The organism is Actinokineospora cianjurensis (assembly GCF_003663795.1).
GTDB lineage: Bacteria > Actinomycetota > Actinomycetes > Mycobacteriales > Pseudonocardiaceae > Actinokineospora > Actinokineospora terrae.
In genome coordinates this window covers 1559770-1572054 of record NZ_RCDD01000001.1, presented here as the reverse complement: position 1 = coordinate 1572054, position 12285 = coordinate 1559770, and the positions used below count along the sequence as shown (strand labels likewise).

12 protein-coding genes are annotated in these 12285 nt (G+C 72.6%); 10 read left to right on the top strand and 2 right to left on the bottom strand.

Annotated elements, in window-relative coordinates; translation table 11 throughout:
- The first annotated feature begins 35 nt into the window (after window positions 1-35).
- On the top strand, window positions 36-113 hold the full coding sequence (locus CLV68_RS35960; RefSeq protein WP_425426285.1) for a putative leader peptide: 78 nt from the start codon (window positions 36-38) through the stop codon (window positions 111-113).
- 42 nt (window positions 114-155) lie between these two features.
- Window positions 156-1517 (top strand): dicarboxylate/amino acid:cation symporter, encoded by a 1362-nt coding sequence (locus CLV68_RS07545; protein WP_121389745.1) that lies wholly within the window; start codon window positions 156-158, stop codon window positions 1515-1517.
- A gap of 42 nt (window positions 1518-1559) precedes the next feature.
- Here the strand turns inward: CLV68_RS07545 and CLV68_RS07540 are convergent, their stop codons facing one another.
- A complete protein-coding gene (locus tag CLV68_RS07540) occupies window positions 1560-2261 on the bottom strand; it encodes a hypothetical protein (RefSeq protein WP_121389744.1) in 702 nt (233 codons plus the stop codon).
- A gap of 141 nt (window positions 2262-2402) precedes the next feature.
- Between CLV68_RS07540 and CLV68_RS07535 the strand changes: the two genes are divergently transcribed.
- The 6 genes from CLV68_RS07535 (at window position 2403) to CLV68_RS07510 (ending at window position 7964) form a co-directional block, all read left to right on the top strand.
- The gene (locus tag CLV68_RS07535) at window positions 2403-4178 is read left to right on the top strand and encodes an acetyl/propionyl/methylcrotonyl-CoA carboxylase subunit alpha (protein ID WP_121389743.1); all 1776 of its coding nucleotides are present in this window, start codon (window positions 2403-2405) and stop codon (window positions 4176-4178) included.
- Window positions 4179-4245: 67 nt separating this feature from the next.
- The gene (locus CLV68_RS07530; protein ID WP_121389742.1) at window positions 4246-4740 is read left to right on the top strand and encodes a DUF1707 SHOCT-like domain-containing protein; all 495 of its coding nucleotides are present in this window, start codon (window positions 4246-4248) and stop codon (window positions 4738-4740) included.
- A 47-nt stretch (window positions 4741-4787) separates the two neighbouring features.
- Complete coding sequence (locus tag CLV68_RS07525) at window positions 4788-5336, top strand: GNAT family N-acetyltransferase (protein WP_121389741.1); 549 nt, start codon at window positions 4788-4790, stop codon at window positions 5334-5336.
- A gap of 150 nt (window positions 5337-5486) precedes the next feature.
- On the top strand, window positions 5487-5870 hold the full coding sequence (locus CLV68_RS07520) for a PE domain-containing protein (RefSeq protein ID WP_147459902.1): 384 nt from the start codon (window positions 5487-5489) through the stop codon (window positions 5868-5870).
- A gap of 14 nt (window positions 5871-5884) precedes the next feature.
- Window positions 5885-7219, top strand: a complete 1335-nt coding sequence (locus CLV68_RS07515) for a PPE domain-containing protein (protein ID WP_121389739.1) — start codon at window positions 5885-5887, stop codon at window positions 7217-7219.
- Between the two features lie 13 nt (window positions 7220-7232).
- Complete coding sequence (locus CLV68_RS07510; protein WP_121391032.1) at window positions 7233-7964, top strand: ESX secretion-associated protein EspG; 732 nt, start codon at window positions 7233-7235, stop codon at window positions 7962-7964.
- A 46-nt stretch (window positions 7965-8010) separates the two neighbouring features.
- On the opposite strand, the gene CLV68_RS07505 is transcribed toward CLV68_RS07510, so the two are convergent.
- Window positions 8011-9774, bottom strand: coding sequence for a glycerol-3-phosphate dehydrogenase/oxidase (locus CLV68_RS07505; RefSeq protein ID WP_121389738.1), 1764 nt, complete (start codon window positions 9772-9774; stop codon window positions 8011-8013).
- A 213-nt stretch (window positions 9775-9987) separates the two neighbouring features.
- Here CLV68_RS07505 and CLV68_RS07500 point away from each other — a divergent pair, with 213 nt between their 5' ends.
- Window positions 9988-10728, top strand: coding sequence for an MIP/aquaporin family protein (locus tag CLV68_RS07500; RefSeq protein ID WP_121389737.1), 741 nt, complete (start codon window positions 9988-9990; stop codon window positions 10726-10728).
- Window positions 10729-10762: 34 nt separating this feature from the next.
- On the top strand, window positions 10763-12280 hold the full coding sequence (glpK, locus tag CLV68_RS07495) for a glycerol kinase GlpK (protein WP_121389736.1): 1518 nt from the start codon (window positions 10763-10765) through the stop codon (window positions 12278-12280).
- The last annotated feature ends 5 nt before the right edge of the window (window positions 12281-12285 follow it).

The window sequence follows — 12285 nt, the reverse complement described above, 5'->3', positions numbered from 1 at the left end:
AAGTTTCCGCCCTACCGGCTGGTTGGATCGCGGAGATGAGGTACTCACCAGCGCTGACCGTGCGCCTGCACGTCGATCTCCGGCGGCAGGCCAGCGCGCTGTGTCGAGGTTAGGAGCCACCCCACCCCCTCCTCTCCCCATTCCCTGGAGTCCCCATGTCCACCGACGTGTCCACCAGGACCAACCGGCGCACCCTCTACTTCGGACTGTCCGTGCTCGCGGGCCTCGTGTTGGGCGCCCTGCTCGGGTTCGTCGCCAAGCAGACCGGCACCGCGTGGCTGACCACGACCCTCAAGACCATCGGCAACATCTTCACCAGCCTGCTGCAGTTCACCGTGATCCCGTTGGTGTTCACCGCCATCGTGGTCGGCGTGACCAGCCTGCGCGGCCTCGGCGGCGGGCGCACCGCGGCCAGGCTGGGCGGCAAGACGTTGCTGTGGTTCGGGATCACCTCGCTGATCGCCGTGCTCATCGGCATCGTGGTCGGCCTGATCTCCGGCGCGGGCAAGGGGGTGAGCGTGAAACCGAGCGAGGCGACGGTGGCGCGGCTCGCCGACCGCGCGCAGGGCGACTGGCTGACCGTGCTCAACGGCCTGGTGCCGGACAACCTGTTCACCGCGTTCAGCAACGGCGAGGTGCTGCAGGTCGTGTTCGTCGCGGTGCTGGTCGGCATCGCGACCTACGCCCTCGGTGAGCGGGCCGCGCCGTTCGTGGCGTTCAACCAGGCGGCGTTCGACATCATCCAGAAGGTCCTCGGCTGGATCATCCGGTTGGCCCCGCTCGGTGTGCTGGGGCTGATCGGCACCGCGTTCGCCACCTACGGCAACCAGTTCTTCAAGCCGCTGCTGTCGTTGATCGCCGCCGTCTACATCGCCGCGCTGCTGGTGCTGTTCGTGGTGTACCCGGTGCTGCTGAAGTTCGTCGGCGAGGTCAGCCCGCGCACCTTCTTCGCCAAGGCGTGGACGGCGCTGCAGTTCGCGTTCGTGTCGCGGTCCTCCGGGGCGACGCTGCCGTTGAGCAGGCAGACCGCGGTGAACCTCGGCGTGGAGCCCGGGTACGCCGGTTTCGCCGTGCCGCTGGGCACCACCACGAAGATGGACGGCTGCGCGGCGCTCTACCCGGCCATCGCGACGATCTTCATCGCGAACCTGTTCGGGGTGAGCCTGGGCTTCTGGCAGTACGTGGGCATCGTGGCGGTCGCGGTGTTCGGCTCGTTCGCCACCGCGGGCACCACCGGCTGGTTCACCATGCTGACCCTGACGCTGAGCACGATCGGCCTGCCCGCCGAGGTGGTGGCGACCGGTGTCGCGATCGTCTACGGGGTGGACCCGATCCTGGACATGATCCGCACCGCCACCAACGTCGCGGGCCAGATCACCGTGCCGGTCCTGGTGGCCCGCGGCGAGGGCCTGCTCGACGACGAGGTGCTCAACGCCCCCAGCGGCCCGCCGCTGCTCGACGACCAGCCCGCGCCGGCGGAGCCAGCTCCGAAGGACAAGGACCTGGTCACCGCATAAGGACCAAGGACGGCCGCCCCCACCGAGGGGCGGCCGTTTTCCTTATGGGCAGTCGCGCAACTGGGCCGCGGTGGGCAGGATCTTCGGGTACCCGGGCAGCTGGTCGATCCTCGGGAACAGCCGCGTGCAGCCCAGTTCCTGCCCGCCGAGGCCGAACACCTGCGCGTACACCGGCCGCTTCGAGCAGTCCGCGCCGGAAGCGCAGTCCAGCTGCACGGCGATGACCTCGGGCGCGGAGTCGCCGTCGACGTTGGCCAGGCTCAGGTAGTTCGCCTCCGAGAAGAACGCCCGGCCCTGCGCGCTCCACTTGTCCGACCGCCCGACCACGACCTGCCCGGCGGTGCCCTTGTCGCCGGAGCCGCGGACCAGGCAGGCCGACACCGCCCCCGGCGCGCACTCCAGCGACTCGTCGTCGAGGTAGACCCCGAGGTCGGTGATGGTCATCTCGATGACCTGCTGGCCGCTGGGGCCGCCGATGCGCACCCGCCCGGAGACCAGCCCGGAGTCGCCGATCAGCTCGACGACCGTGCCGCCGACGGTCGCGGTGCCCAGCAGCCTGCACGGCTCCCTGCGGCAGGTGACCGCGCTGGCCGACGTGGTGGTGTCCGGGGTCGGGCCCGGGGTGGCGTTGGCAGGCGCGGAGCGGACCCGCAGGACGGCGGCACCGGTGAGCGAGGCGGCGAGGACGAGGCCGCAGATCACCATCGCCAGCACGACCGCGGTGGGGGCGCGCCGACCAGCCACGACACACCTCCCGGCGGGGAATCGACAACGGCGGACGTCAGGGGGAGGGTAGCGGGCGAGTGTGGGGTTGCTCTCGGTTCCCGTGTCGCGGGTCGTCCGTAAACTCCCCCCAAGCGGCGATCCAACCAAGGAGGAACCGGCGTGTCCGAGTCGGCCAAGGCGCTGAGCAAGGTACTCGTGGCCAACCGGGGCGAGATCGCGGTCCGGGTCATCCGGGCCTGCCGCGACGCGGGGCTGGCCAGCGTCGCCGTGTACGCCGAACCCGACCGCGACCTGCCGTTCGTGCGGCTCGCCGACGAGGCGTTCGCCCTCGGCGGGTCGACCCCGGGCGAGAGCTACCTGGTGGTCGAGAAGGTGCTGGGCGCGGCGGAGCGCTCCGGTGCGGACGCCGTGCACCCCGGGTACGGGTTCCTCTCGGAGAACGCCGAGTTCGCCCAGGCCGTGCTCGACGCCGGGCTGACCTGGATCGGGCCGGATCCGCAGGCCATCCGGGACCTCGGCGACAAGGTCACCGCCCGGCACATCGCGTTGCGCGCGGGCGCGCCGCTGGTGCCCGGCACGAAGGAGCCGGTGTCCGGCCCCGAGGAGATCATCGCGTTCGCCTCGGAGCACGGGCTGCCGGTGGCGATCAAGGCCGCGTTCGGCGGCGGCGGGCGCGGCCTGAAGGTCGCCCGCACGCTGGAGGAGATCCCGGAGCTGTTCGACTCGGCGGTGCGCGAGGCGGTCAGCGCGTTCGGCCGCGGCGAGTGCTTCGTGGAGCGGTACCTGGACAAGCCGCGCCACGTCGAGGCGCAGGTGCTGGCGGACAAGCACGGCAACGTCATCGTGGTCGGCACCCGCGACTGCTCGCTGCAGCGGCGCCACCAGAAGCTGGTCGAGGAGGCCCCCGCGCCGTTCCTGTCCGACGCGCAGCGCGCCGAGATCCACTCCTCGGCCAAGGCGATCTGCCGCGAGGCGGGCTACAGCGGCGCTGGCACGGTCGAGTACCTGGTCGGCACGGACGGCACGATCTCGTTCCTCGAGGTCAACACCCGGCTCCAGGTCGAGCACCCGGTGTCGGAGGAGACGACCGGTATCGACCTGGTGCGCGAGCAGTTCCGGATCGCGGCCGGTGAGCGGCTGCGGTTCACCGAGGACCCGACCCCGCGCGGGCACTCCATCGAGTTCCGGATCAACGGCGAGGACGCGGGCCGCGGTTTCCTGCCCGCGCCCGGCACGGTCACCACCTGGCGCGCGCCGGACGGTCCCGGGGTGCGGGTCGACTCGGGGGTCGAGTCGGGCACGGTGATCGGCGGCCAGTTCGACTCGATGCTGGCCAAGGTGATCGTCACCGGCGCCGACCGGGACGAGGCGCTGGCCAGGTCGCGGCGGGTGCTCGACGAGCTGGTGGTGGAGGGCATGGCCACGGTCGTGCCGTTCCACCGGGTGGTCGTGCGCGACCCGGCGTTCGTCGGCGACGAGAACGGGTTCCGGGTGCACACCCGCTGGATCGAGACCGAGTTCGACAACCGGATCGAACCGTTCGCCGGTGGCGCGGACGCCGAGGAAGCCGAGCCGCGGCAGAACGTGGTCGTCGAGGTCGGTGGCCGTCGGCTGGAGGTGTCGCTGCCCGCCGGGCTGTCGCTGGGCGGCGGTGGCGGCACGGCGGTGAAGGCGAAGCCGCGCAAGCGGGCCGGGGGCAAGGCGGGCGCCGCGGTGTCGGGTGACGCGGTGGCGGCGCCGATGCAGGGCACGATCGTCAAGATCGCGGTGGCCGACGGCCAGGTCGTCGCGCAGGGCGAGCTGATCGTCGTGCTGGAGGCGATGAAGATGGAGAACCCGGTCACCGCGCACAAGTCGGGCACGGTCACCGGTCTGACCGTGGCGGCGGGCGAGACGGTCACCACCGGTTCGGTCATCTGCGAGCTCAAGGACTGACGCCCGCGCCGGGTGAGCTGAGACAAACCTCAGCCGGGTCCGGCCGGGACTTCCGTAGCATCGTGGTGTGGACGAGATCCCCCCGACCGAGTTGCGCATCGGCGACGCCGAGCGGGAGGACGCGCTGCGCGCGCTCGGTGAGCACATGAGCGCGGGCCGCATCGATATCGAGGAGTACGGCGAGCGCAGCGCGAAGATCACCACCGCGCGCACCACCGGCGACCTGGTCGCGCTGTTCGCCGACCTGCCCGCCCCCAAGCCGGGCCTGCGGTCGACCGCGCCGCTGCCCGCCGCTCCCCCGCCGCCCGCGCTGCCCGCGACGTGGGCCGACCGGCCGCTGGGGCAGCGGTTGTTCGCCGCCCTGGTGCCGATCTCGGCGATCACGGGCCTGTCGCTGTTCCTGTTCGTCGTGCACGCGTGGCCGTTGCTGCTGCTGCCGGTCGTGGTGACGGTGATCGGCGGCGCGCTGTTCGGCGACGACTGGCGCCACGGCAGGGGCCACGGCCACCGGCCGTTCGGCCCCGGGTACCGGCGCCGCCACTACCGCCGCGGCTGGCACTAGGCGGTTCGTTCCCCGGGCGTCGGTGCCGCGCGGTAGCGTGCTTCACCGTGGAACCGGTGGAGATCAACGCGGGCGCGTACTACCTGCGGGCGATCCGCAACGACTCCCGGTTCGACGACCGCCCGCGGCTCGTCGAGGGCTTCACCGACCCCGAGTTCGTGCGCTGGCTGCCGCACCTGCGGGTGAGCGACCTGGCCAGCGCGGGTGAGTACATCGCGCGGCGCGACGCCGACTGGGCGGCCGACCGGCGCTACTCGTGGGCGGTCGCGGACCCGGTGACCGGGGTGATGCTCGGCGAGGTGCTGCTCAAGGAAGTGGACCTCGCGGCGGGCACCGCGGAGGCCGGGGTGTGGGCGCACCCGGACGCGCGCGGCAAGGGCATGATCACCCAGTCGTTGGCAGCGGTGCTGCGCTTCGCGTTCGGCGGGCTGGGGCTCACCGAGGTCACGTACCAGCATTCCGCGGGCAACGAAGCCTCCGGCCGGGTGGCCGCGAAGCTGGGGTTCAGCACTTTCCGTGACCACGGGTTGGCCGTGCCCGCCGACATCGTCGTCCTGGTGGCCCGTAACGCCCCGGGGGAACCGGTCGTTGGGTAGACGGTGTGTAGCTGTGCGGGGACGGAACCCAGCCGATCCGGTGCACGTCTACGAAACCACAGGGGAATGGTCGAAACCGATCGTGGCGACTCGATAGAGTTGACGCACCACAGGTAGTGACGGGGATCCGGCGACAGGTGGGGAGGCGACGTGCCAGCAGGACACGGCGGGCAGCACGGGGGACACGGCGGGGGCGGGGAGCACCGCACGGACTTGCTCGACGTCACCCCGGACGCGGTGCCCGCGCTGCGCGAGGCCTTCGCCGACGCCCGCGACCGCGTGGCCAGGCAACTGGAGCTCAGCGAGACGACACTGCGGGTGCAGCCGTGGGCGAAGGACCCGGTGAGCCAGGAGGCCACCACGGGGGTCAACCAGCTCACCGCCGACCACGAGCGCGCCGCTCTCGACGCGCTGCGCGCCTACCGCACCCAGTTGGACACGGCCGTGCACACCCTCGACCGCGTCGCGGCGCAGTACCACCTGCTCGAAGAGGACAACGCCGCCACTGTCACGCAGCAGGGCACCGGCGGCTGAGGAGGGGACGAGCGATGACCGAGCAGTCGAGCGGGACGCGCTGGCGCGGGTTCAGCCACAAGGAGCTGTACCTGATGCTGCACGACGGTCCCGGCGCGCAGGCGTCGACCGAGCCGTCGCGGCGCTGGACCGAGCTGACCGCCACCCTCAACGAGGTCGGCCACGACCTCGCGGCGACCCTCGACGGGTCGGCCGCGGTGTGGGCCGGGCGGGCCGCTGGCGCGGCGAAGGACCGGCTGACCACGCTGGTGAGCTGGGCGCGCACCGCCGCCGACGAGGCGGACGGCATGCGCGAGGCCGTGGACAACCAGGGCGCCTACATCGCCACCGCGCGCGCCGAGATGCCCGCGCCGCAGGGTGAGCAGTCGCTGGCGCCCGACCCGGCCGCGGCCGCCGCGGTGCAGGTGGCCGCGGTGCAGGACGACGCGGAGGCCGTCGAGCAGGCCCGGTCGGCCGGTGCGCAGAAGGCGTACGAGGTCATGGCGACCTACGAGCTGAGCACCAGGACGAACCTGCGCGCCAGGACCGGTTTCGCGCGCCCGGCCGAGCTGCTGGGCGGCAACCAGGGCGACCACCGCCAGCGCGGCGACGGCGTCACGCAGAGCACTCACACGTCGTTCGCGGGCACGCCGGTCGCGGCGCCGACGGTCGGCGGGTACGAGCAGTCGCACCGCCCGGCCGCGTACCACGGTTTCGGCGGCCAGACCGGCGGCGGCGAGCACCACTGGAGCGGCGGCCAGGGCGTCGGCCTGTCGTCGGCCGCGCTCGGGGACGCGCCGGAGGTCGTCCGCAGGGCACCGGTGGCGCCGGGGATGTTCAGCGGTGCCGCCCCGATGGCGCCGGGGGGCTCGGTGATCGGCATCGGTGGCCGGGTGACCGGGTCCGGCGACTCCTCGACCAGCGACCGGCGTGGCGCCCCGGGGGCATCCCCGCGTGGGGCGCTCGGGCACGGTCCGCTCGGTGGGGGCGGCGGTCCGGTGTCGGGCAGTTCTTCCATCGGGGGCGACGGGTTCTCCGGCTCGGGGTCGCCAGGGCAGGGGCTGGCGGCCTCGGGTTCCACCGCGGCGGCGACACCGATGGCGCCCGCTGGTGGCGGTGCGCTCGGCGGTGGCCCGTTGGGCGGCGGGGACAACAAGCTCGGTGTGCGGCGGGTCGGGCCGGAGGCCCTGGGGTCGAGCCAGTGGTTCGCGGACGCCGCGGAGCCCAGTGGATCGTCGTCTTCCTCGTCGTCCACGCGGAACCTCGGTGGGCGCAGGCGCGAACTGGCCCGCGACGACGAGCAGGTCACCGAGTCGGTCAGCGTCTACGGCGACGACCACCACCTCCCGCCCGGCGTGATCGGCGGCTGAGCCGGTGACCGCGATGACGGTCACCGCCCTGGAGTTCGACGTGCTCGCCGAGCACCTGGGCGTGGCGTCGGTGCCGCTCGTGCTGTCGGTGCCCTCACCGGGGCGCACCGACACCGAGCGGGCGGGTCTGGTCGAGCGGGCGTGGCGGGGGCTGGCCGCGCGCGGACTCGGCGCACCCGGCCGGGTCGACCCGCTGCTGGCGTCGCTGATCGGGGTGCTCGACCGGCCGGACCGGGAGGTCGACGCTCGCTTGTGGACGGACGGGCCGCTGCGGGTCCTGGCCGCCGCCCGCGCCGATTCCGCCGTCCTGGCAACGATGTCGCCCGACGCGGTGACCCTCAGCCCAGCCGACGCGTCCGGCCTACCGCGGTACGCGCTGTCCGTCCTCCCCACGGTCGCCGCGGGACCCGGCCGCTCGGTGACGGTCCCGACGGCCGACTTCGAGGCCGCCGCCCCCGGCCCCCTCGCAGCGGGCCTGCGCGCCAGGGGCATCCGCGCCGACGACGCCACCACCCTCGCCGAGATGATCACCCCCCTGCACGGCCACGGCCAGTTCGGCGCCGCCACCCGCGACCACTGGGGCACCCGCCACCGCACCGACCGCGTCGTCAGCTACTTCGACACCGCCCACGGCCGCTACCTGCAAACCCGCACCACAACCCCCACCGGCGAGTCCTGGACCACCATCTCCCCCGCCGACCCCCGCCGCCTGCACCACCACATCGCCGAACTGCTCCCTGGCTGAGCGCGCGCTGCCGTCTCCCAGGCCACAACGCTCTTCCTGTGAGAGGTCAGAGGATGGGTTCGGCGAGGTGGCGGCGGGATTCGGGGGCGTTGGCCCGGATGGTGTCGGCGGCGGTGTCGTCGGGTTGGGATTGGGAGGAGCGTTCGGCGTCCACGCGGGCGTTGTAGACGGAGATCTCCCAGTCGACGCGGGGTTGGTCCCAGGTGAGGGGGGTGGCCATGAGGTCGGCCACCTGGCGGGCGCAGGCGGTGCCCCGGTGGGGGTACTCGATGGAGATGCGGGTGCGGCGGGTGAGGACGTCTTCCAGGTGGAGGGCGCCTTCGGCGGCTACGGCGTAGAGGACTTCCACCTGCAGGTAGTCCGGGGCGCCGTCGATGGGCTTGAGGTGTTCGGGGCGGGTGGCGTAAGAGAGCACGTCGTGGAGTAGGGAGCCGTAGCGATCCAAGAGGTGGCGGACGCGGTAGGGGTGGAGGCCCCAGCGGGCGGCCAAGAGGTCAGCCTGGTTGACCAGCGCGTGATACCCGTCGGCGCCGAGAAGTGGGACGCGGTCGGTGATGGATGGCTGCAACCGGCCCGGTAGGTCTACCGCCGCCGTGTCCACCGCGTCCGCGGCCATGACCCGGTACGTCGTGTACTTCCCGCCCGCGATGGCGACCAGGCCCGGGGCGACACGGGCGACGGCGTGCTCGCGCGACAGCTTGGAGGTCTCCTCGCTCTCCCCCGCCAGCAGCGGCCGCAGGCCCGCGTAGACGCCCTCGATGTCGGCGTGCGTCAGCGGCGTGGCGAGGACCGAGTTGACGTGTTCGAGCAGGTAGTCGATGTCCTTCTCGGTGGCGGCCGGGTGCGCCAGGTCGAGGTTCCAGTCGGTGTCGGTGGTGCCGACGATCCAGTGGTTGCGCCAGGGGATGACGAACAGCACGGACTTCTCCGTGCGCAGGATCAGCCCGGTCTCGGACACGATCCGGTCGCGCGCGACGACGATGTGCACGCCCTTGCTCGCCCGGACCCGGAACCGGCCGCGGCTGCCGGAGGCCCGCTGCAACTCGTCGGTCCACACCCCGGTGCAGTTGATGACCACGTTCGCCCGGACGTCGACCTCGGCGCCGTCCTCCACGTCGCGCACCCGCACGCCGCTGACCCGGTCCGCCTCGCGGTGGAAGCCGACGACCTGGGTGGAGGTGCGCACGACCGCGCCGTAGTGGGCGGCGGTCCTGGCCACGGTCAGGGTGTGGCGGGCGTCGTCGGCCTGGGCGTCGTAGTAGCGGATGCCGCCGATGAGCGACGAGCGGCGCAGCGCCGGTGCCATCCGGAGCGCGCCTGCCCGGGTGAGGTGCTTCTGGCCGGGCACGGACCGCGCGCCGCCCATGGTGTCGTAGAGCAGCAGGCCCGCCGCGGTGTACGGGCGCTCCCAGACCCGGCGGGTGAGCGGGTAGAGGAAGCTGACCGGCTTGACCAGGTGCGGCGCCAGCGTGGTCAGCATCAACTCCCGCTCGCGCAGCGCCTCCCGCACCAGCCCGAACTCGAGCTGCTCCAGGTAGCGCAATCCGCCGTGGAAGAGCTTGCTCGACCGGCTGGACGTGCCGGACGCCAGGTCGCGCGCCTCGACCAGGGCGACCCGCAGGCCGCGGGTGGCCGCGTCCAGCGCGACCCCGGCGCCGACGACCCCGCCGCCGATCACCAGCACGTCGAACGGCTCGTCGGCCAACCTGGCCCAACTGCGGGCGCGCTCGGCCGGGCCGAGCCGCCCGCCGGGCGCCACGGTGTCCGAAGTGGACGGTTCAGGCGGCGCGGTGGGCTTGCGGTTGGCCATGATCGCCTCCCTGCGTCGGCCTCGGGGATCGTCCGACCAGCACCACGCTACCCGCCAGGACCGGGTGCGGCAGGCAACCCGTGGACAGTCGAGCGAACCGGGGGTAACGTCCGATCTCACTCAGGGTGGGCACCGCCGCCATTCGTCCCCGTCCCCGACCCCTCCCGCTCCGGCCGCGCCTACCTCGCCACCCGGCAGTGCGAGGGAGACACCATGGGCTTCTGGCACATCGTCCTCTGGGAACTACTCGGCACCGCGGCGCTGATCCTGCTCGGCGCGGGCGTGGTCGCCAACACCGTCCTGCGCGGCTCGCTGGGCCACCAGGGCGGGTGGCTGCTGGTCAACATCGGCTGGGGTTTCGCGGTCTTCGTCGGCGCCAGCATCGCCGCGCCGAGCCAGGCGCACCTCAACCCCGCGGTCACCATCGGCCTGTTCACCGCGGGCGACCTGCCGCTGGCCCAGGTGCCCGCCTACCTGATCGGCCAGTTCGTCGGCGCGTTCCTCGGCGCCGTGCTGTGCTGGCTGACCTACAAACTCCAGTTCGACGCGCACGACGAGCCGGAGAACACCCTGGGCGTGTTCGCCACCGGCCCGGTGCACCGGAACCTGCCGTGGAACCTGGTGACCGAGGTGATCGCCACGTTCGTGCTGGTGTTCTGGATCCTGACCAGCCCCGGCGCGAAGATGGACACCGGCGGGCTGCCGCAGTTCGGCAACGCCGCGCTCGGGTACGCGGCGGTGGCGTTCGTGGTGATCAGCATCGGCGCCTCGCTCGGCGGGCCCACCGGCTACGCGATCAACCCGGCCCGCGACCTCGCCCCCCGCATCGCCTACGCGGTGCTGCCCATCCGCGGCAAGGGCGACCCGGACTGGGGCTACGCCTGGGTGCCGGTCGTCGGCCCCCTGCTCGGCGCGGTGCTGGCGGGCCTGCTCGCCCGCGTCCTGCCAACATGACCACCCCGCCCCTGGCGAAGAGGGAGAGACACCGATGACCGAGTACGTCGCCGCCGTGGACCAGGGCACCACCTCGACCCGTTGCATGGTGTTCAGCCACGCGGGCGAGGTGGTCTCGGTGGACCAGCGCGAGCACCGGCAGATCCTGCCGCGCGCCGGGTGGGTCGAGCACGACCCGGCCGAGGTGTGGGCGAACACCCGCGCGGTAGTGGCGGGCGCACTGGCCAAGGCCGATCTGCACACCACCGACATCGTCGCGGTCGGCATCACCAACCAGCGCGAGACCGCGGTGGTGTGGGACCGGCGCACCGGGGAACCCGTCTACAACGCGATCGTCTGGCAGGACACCAGGACCGACAAGATCGCCACCGCGCTCGGCGAACTCGGCGGTGGGCAGGAGCGGTACCGGGCCAAGACCGGGCTGCCGCTGGCCACCTACTTCTCCGGGCCGAAGATCCGCTGGATCCTGGACAACGTGGACGGTGCGCGGGCCAGGGCCGAGGCGGGCGACCTGCTCTTCGGCAACATGGACACCTGGCTGCTGTGGAACATGACCGGCGGCGTCGACGGCGGGGTACACGCGACCGACCCGACGAACGCCTCCCGCACGCTGCTGATGGATCTGTCCACACTGGACTGGGACGCCGACATCGCCGAGGAGGTCGGGGTTCCGCTGTCGATGCTGCCCAGGATCGCGTCGTCCTCGGCGGAACTGGGTCGGGTCCGCGAGCGCGGCGCGCTGGGCGGTGTGCCGATCGCCGGGATCCTGGGCGACCAGCAGGCCGCCACCTTCGGGCAGGCGTGCCTGTCGCCGGGCGAGGCCAAGAACACCTACGGCACCGGCAACTTCGTGCTCCTCAACACCGGCACCGAACCGGTGATGAGCGAGAACGGGTTGCTCACCACGGTCTGCTACCGCATCGGCGACGAGGCGCCGGTGTACGCGCTGGAGGGCTCGATCGCGGTCACCGGCTCGCTGGTGCAGTGGATCAGGGACAACCTGGGCATGATCGGCTCGGCCGCCGAGATCGAGGAGCACGCCCGCTCGGTCGAGGACAACGGCGGCTGCTACTTCGTGCCCGCCTTCTCCGGCCTGTCCGCCCCGCACTGGCGCGCCGACGCCAGGGGCGCGATCGTCGGCCTGACCCGGTTCATCACCAAGGGCCACCTGGCGCGCGCGGTGCTGGAGGCAACCGCGTTCCAGACCAGGGAGGTCATCGAGGCGATGAACGCCGACTCCGGGGTGCCGCTGACCGCGCTGAAGGTGGACGGCGGGATGGTCGGCAACGAGCTGCTGATGCAGTTCCAGGCCGACATCCTGGACGTGCCGGTGATCCGCCCGGTCGTCGCCGAGACGACCGCGCTCGGCGCCGCCTACGCCGCCGGTCTCGCCGTCGGCTACTGGGGCGGGCTCGACGACGTGCGCGCGAACTGGGCCAAGGACAAGGAGTGGGCGCCCTCGATGGCCCAGGACGCCAGGGAACGCGCCTACCGCCAGTGGAAGAAGGCCGTCACCCGCACCCTGGACTGGGTCGACGAGGACACCGACTGAGCCCA